4 protein-coding genes are annotated in these 5,140 nt (G+C 33.5%); 2 read left to right on the forward strand and 2 right to left on the reverse strand.

Translation table 11 applies throughout. The annotated features are described in order from the left end of the window. Window positions 1-301: 301 nt before the first annotated feature. Complete coding sequence (locus ABJI11_RS14175; RefSeq protein WP_348353554.1) at window positions 302-931, reverse strand: SDR family oxidoreductase; 630 nt, start codon at window positions 929-931, stop codon at window positions 302-304. 181 nt (window positions 932-1,112) lie between these two features. Here ABJI11_RS14175 and ABJI11_RS14180 point away from each other — a divergent pair, with 181 nt between their 5' ends. After that, a complete protein-coding gene (locus tag ABJI11_RS14180) occupies window positions 1,113-1,397 on the forward strand; it encodes a hypothetical protein (RefSeq protein ID WP_348353557.1) in 285 nt (94 codons plus the stop codon). Window positions 1,398-1,461: 64 nt separating this feature from the next. Here the strand turns inward: ABJI11_RS14180 and ABJI11_RS14185 are convergent, their stop codons facing one another. Next, window positions 1,462-2,562 carry an alkene reductase gene (locus ABJI11_RS14185; RefSeq protein WP_348353560.1) on the reverse strand — a complete coding sequence of 367 codons (1,101 nt, stop codon included), beginning with the start codon at window positions 2,560-2,562 and terminating at the stop codon, window positions 1,462-1,464. 216 nt (window positions 2,563-2,778) lie between these two features. On the opposite strand from ABJI11_RS14185, the gene ABJI11_RS14190 reads away from it, so the two are divergent. Continuing rightward, window positions 2,779-5,031: a TonB-dependent receptor gene (locus ABJI11_RS14190; protein ID WP_348353563.1), complete on the forward strand. Its 2,253-nt coding sequence runs from the start codon at window positions 2,779-2,781 to the stop codon at window positions 5,029-5,031. The last annotated feature ends 109 nt before the right edge of the window (window positions 5,032-5,140 follow it).

Consider the following 5,140-nt stretch of genomic DNA (forward strand, 5'->3'; position numbering starts at 1 on the left):
TCAGGAAGGTTTAATTCTAGCAAAGCTAAATCTGTACTATCAAGCTCAATCTCTTTTGCCGTACTCTCGCTATTTTCTTTCTGATTCTCTTTACAGGAATGTAATGCAATAACTACGGACAAAACCATAGTTAGTTTTAAAAATGATATTTTCATATAGAGGTTGTTTAGTTTTATACGAAGATACACAACATGATTTACTATCAATATTTATTAATGGGATGTAAGCTATTTTAATAAAAAAAAGCCGACCCATAACAAAGTTAGAATCGACTTTAACCAACCAAACAACATTTTAATATTTAAGAGTCACCTTCCATTGCTTTACCAATAAGAGTATCTCCCTGTATAATTTCGAAAGTAGAATTAATAGCGGCATCATCATGTAAAGACCTTACCAAGGTTTGCGCCACATCATCTCTAGTAATAGAACCTTGTTTGTTCAATTTAGATTTTAGTTCAATTTTACCGGTGCCTGAATCATTTGTCAAAGAACCAGGTCTAACGATAGTGTGCATTAAATTTTGAGATTTTAGATATTCATCTGCATTATGCTTTGCTTTTAAATACTCCTTTAAATCACTAGCCTCTTCAGGGTTGTCCGCGCCCATTGAACTTAGCATTACAAACTTTTTAATGTTTGCGTTTTTGGATATGTCAATTAAACTTTTAGCACCCTCTTGATCCACTTCAACAACTTTCTTACCGCCAGAACCGGCAGCGAATATTACTTTGTCAATATTTTTTATAGTGTGTGACAAGTCTTTTTCTAAATCACCTAAAATTGTTTTTATATTTTCCTTTTCAAATTGTTCTTGCTGTTCTTTTTTGCGAACCATAGCTACTGGTTCAAAGTATTGAGAGCTTTTTAAAAGGTTAATTATTTTTTTTCCAGTGGTACCGTTAGCACCAGCAACTAATACATTTTCCATCTTCAATTTTTATTTGCAAGTTGATTAAAATCTATAGCTGTCATTAATTCGTAAGATGAAAGTTTTAATGCTAAACGTTTGTGTCTTCAGTTTTACTATCTTCTTTAAATGAGCTCATAACCATTTGTTTTGTGATAATAGTTACAATTAAGAAAAAGTAACTTTCAAAAAAAATATAGATATGAAAACTGAAAATAAAACAGATACTTATAATCCTGATATTACAGAAGATGATTTAAAAACTTTAGGTGAAAAGGTGAAAAATACCCGTACCGATAATGGTGATGATAGCCAATTAGACAATAGAAATAGACAAATTGATTTTGCAGGAAAAGATTTAGATATACCTGGCAGAAATCTACCTCAAAATAAAACTTCAAAATCTTTAAAAGATGAAGAAAATCAATTGTATAGTTTAGGTGGTGCTGAAAATGAAAATTTGGAACATAATAACGATGACATATAATATTTTACCAAGTAAAATTAAGAAAGGCAGCCATTGGCTGCCTTTTTTTATATAACCTAAATTTTTAAATGTTTTCCTCATATGCAGGATAATCTAAATAACCTTCTTTTCCTGGGGTGTAGAAGGTATCCGTATCCCATTCCGCAAGTGGGAGGTTATGTTCAAAACGTTCTACCAAATCAGGGTTGGAAATAAATGGTTTCCCGTACGCTACTAAATCTGCATTACCTTCTTCAATTACCTTATTGCCAGATTCTTGATTAAAACCGGCATTAATCATCAAGGTACCGTTATAAAGAGGTCTAAAATGTTTAGCAATGTGTTCTACCGCAAAAGGTACATTCGAAACATCGTTAAATGGTTCTGATAAATGTACGTAAGCTAAATTATAGGCGTTTAAATTTTTAATGATATACTCAAAAGTAGGTATGGTTTCTTCGTCCAAGGTAATACCGAACATACCATTTAGTGAAGGATTGAATCTAACTCCAATTTTTTCTTGAGGAATTGCCTCTTTCATAGCGTCTAAAACTTCAAAAAAGAATCGGGTTCTATTTTCTATATTCCCACCATATTCATCAGTTCTGTGATTAGATGTTCCGGTAAAAAACTGATGAAATAAATATCCGTTAGAAGAATGTATTTCAACACCATCAAATCCTGCTTCAATTGCATTTATTGCTGCATTTTTAAAATCTAATACCGTTTGCTTGATATCTGCAATACTCATGGCTTTTGGTGTCACGGTATCTTTAAATCCTTCTGGAGTATAAGATTTCGCATTAGGGTTTATGGCAGATGGAGCTAAAGGCAATTCACCTTCATGAAAATCTGGGTGAGAAATTCTACCTACATGCCAAAGTTGTATAAATATCTTTCCGCCTTTGTCATGGACTGCTTTGGTTACTTTTTTCCAGCCTTCTACTTGTTCTGCAGAATAAATACCAGCTGTATTAACATAACCAACCGCATCTTTAGAAACTTGGGATCCTTCTGTAATAATTAGTCCTGCAGAAGCTCGTTGCGTATAATAGGGTACATGTAAATCTTCTGTAGGCGCATTGCCCTCATTTGCAGCTCTACTTCTTGTCATGGGTGCCATGACCACTCTATTCTTTAGGTTTATAGTGTTATGAAAAGGGGTCAATAATGCTTGATTGTTCATATATCTAAATTTTGTTAACTGTATGTTTTTTTGTGAAATAAAGTTTAAATTATTACAAGAAGTTTGTTGACTCTTATCGTTAAAACATTGTTATAAAACGTATAATAAATGAATTGTTCAACCTGTATCATATTTTTGCTATTCTAAATATTTAAAACCTTTTTAGTTTTTTTATCGTAGGTATAGATAATGATAACTTTTCCAAAATAATTTTTTATGATTTATAGCCGTAACTGGGCACTAAAGCTTACCGTATGCATTTTTATATTAAGTGCAACTACTATTGTAAACGCACAAACTTTAAAAGGTAATGTTACCGATACAGAAGGTACTGCATTAGAAAATGTAGGTATCTTTAATCAAACTTCAGGTCAACATAGCCATACAAACTTATCAGGTGCATTTTCACTTACTTCTACATCGGTAAATGATTCGGTTTATTTTTCCAATTTAGGATTTAAAACATTCATTCTTGTTGTAAATCAAGATCATTTAACTAATGGTATAAATATCTCTTTAGAAGAGTCAAGTATCAATTTAGAGCAGGTTGTAGTTGTTTCTAAAGTTGATGCAATGAGCAGAATTGTGAATGTAGATGTACAAAATGATCCTGTAAAATCATCTCAAGAGATTTTAAGAAAAGTACCAGGTTTGCTAATAGGTCAACATGCCGGCGGTGGTAAAGCCGAACAGATTTTCTTAAGAGGATTTGACATTGACCACGGCACAGATGTGGCTATTAGCGTAGATGGTATGCCGGTAAATATGGTATCTCATGCTCACGGACAAGGGTATGCAGATTTACACTTTGTAATACCAGAAACTATAGATAATGTCAACTTTGGAAAAGGTCCGTATTACGCGGATAAAGGCGATTTTAATACCGCCGGATTTGTAGATTTGAGTCTGAAGAAAAGTGTTGATAAGAGTATGGTTTCTTATGAGGCGGGACAATTTAATACAAACAGATTTGTAGGTCTATTCAATATTTTAGAAAACGGCAAGAGTAGCGCATATGTAGCATCTGAGGTGTATTTAACCGATGGACCATTTGATTCTCCTCAGAACTTTAACCGTTTAAATATTCTTGGGAGATATAATTATAAAGATATTGGCAAAGAGGAATTAACCATAACTGCATCGCATTTTCAAAGCAAGTGGGATGCTTCTGGTCAAATACCGCAAAGGGCAATAGACCAAAATATTATAGGTCGGTTCGGAGCGATAGATGACACAGAAGGTGGTCAAACCAGTAGAACCAATATCATGTTGAATCACACTAAATTTTTAGGTGAAGATCAATTTTTAAAAACTCGAGCATTTGTGAGCAAATATGATTTTGAGTTGTTTTCGAATTTCACTTTCTTTTTAGAAGACCCAATTAATGGCGACCAAATTCGCCAGTATGAAGATAGAACCATAATGGGTGCTGAAACTGTTTTTGAGCAAATTGATATTGCTGTTGGTACGGATGATAGGTTTAAATATTCTGCTGGTATAGGATTGAGAAATGATAACGTAGATGATGTAACTTTAGAGCACACTTTAAATAGAAAGACGGTTTTAGAACAATATGCATTTGGTGATGTAGACGAAACCAATATGTACGGGTTTGTTGACGGAGAGTACAAAACTGGAAACTGGACATTTAATCCGTCTGTTCGTTTCGATTATTTCAACTTTGACTATGAAAACAAACTAAGTGAAGTATATGATAATAAAAGCGAAAGCAAGGCAATAGTAAGTCCTAAGTTGAATACTATTTATGCCGTAAATAAAGACTGGCAATTATTTTTAAAAACAGGCTTAGGTTTTCACTCTAACGACGCACGTGTAGTAACTGCAAACGAAGGCAGAGATATTCTTCCGAGAGCATATGGTGTAGATTTGGGAACAATTATTAAACCAGTAGATAAATTAGTGTTGAATGCTACGTTGTGGGGTCTGTTATTAGATCAAGAATTTGTGTATGTAGGCGATGCCGGTATTGTTGAGCCTAGTGGAAAAACAAGAAGAGTTGGTGTAGAAGTTGGTGCGCGATATCAAATGTTAGATTGGTTGTATCTGTATAGTGATGTAAATTACACCTATGCTAGAAGTACAGAAGAAGCAGATGACGAAGATTATATTCCGTTAGCACCAGATTTTACTGCTGTAGGTGGATTATCTTTCAGTGATATTGGTGATTTCTCAGGAAACCTAAACTATAGATACTTAGGTGACAGAGCTGCAAATGAAGATAATAGTATTGTTGCAGAAGGTTATTTCGTAACCGATTTGAACCTAAACTACCATATTAAAAACTGGACAGTTGGTGTAATCGTAGAAAATCTATTTGATACCGAGTGGAACGAAACTCAGTTTGCTACCGAAAGTAGATTATTCAATGAAACCGCATCAGTAGAAGAAATACATTTAACTCCTGGTACTCCGTTTTATTTAAGAGGAAAAGTTTCTGTAAGCTTTTAAGAAAAATATTGTTTAGAGATTATAAAAAGGATGATTTGTTACTTCTGTAATGAATCATTCTTTTTTTAGACCAAGGCAACATGCAAGAAGTTTTTAAAGATTTTAGTAC

The sequence above is a fragment of the Maribacter sp. genome, assembly GCF_039968975.1.
Taxonomy (GTDB): domain Bacteria; phylum Bacteroidota; class Bacteroidia; order Flavobacteriales; family Flavobacteriaceae; genus Maribacter.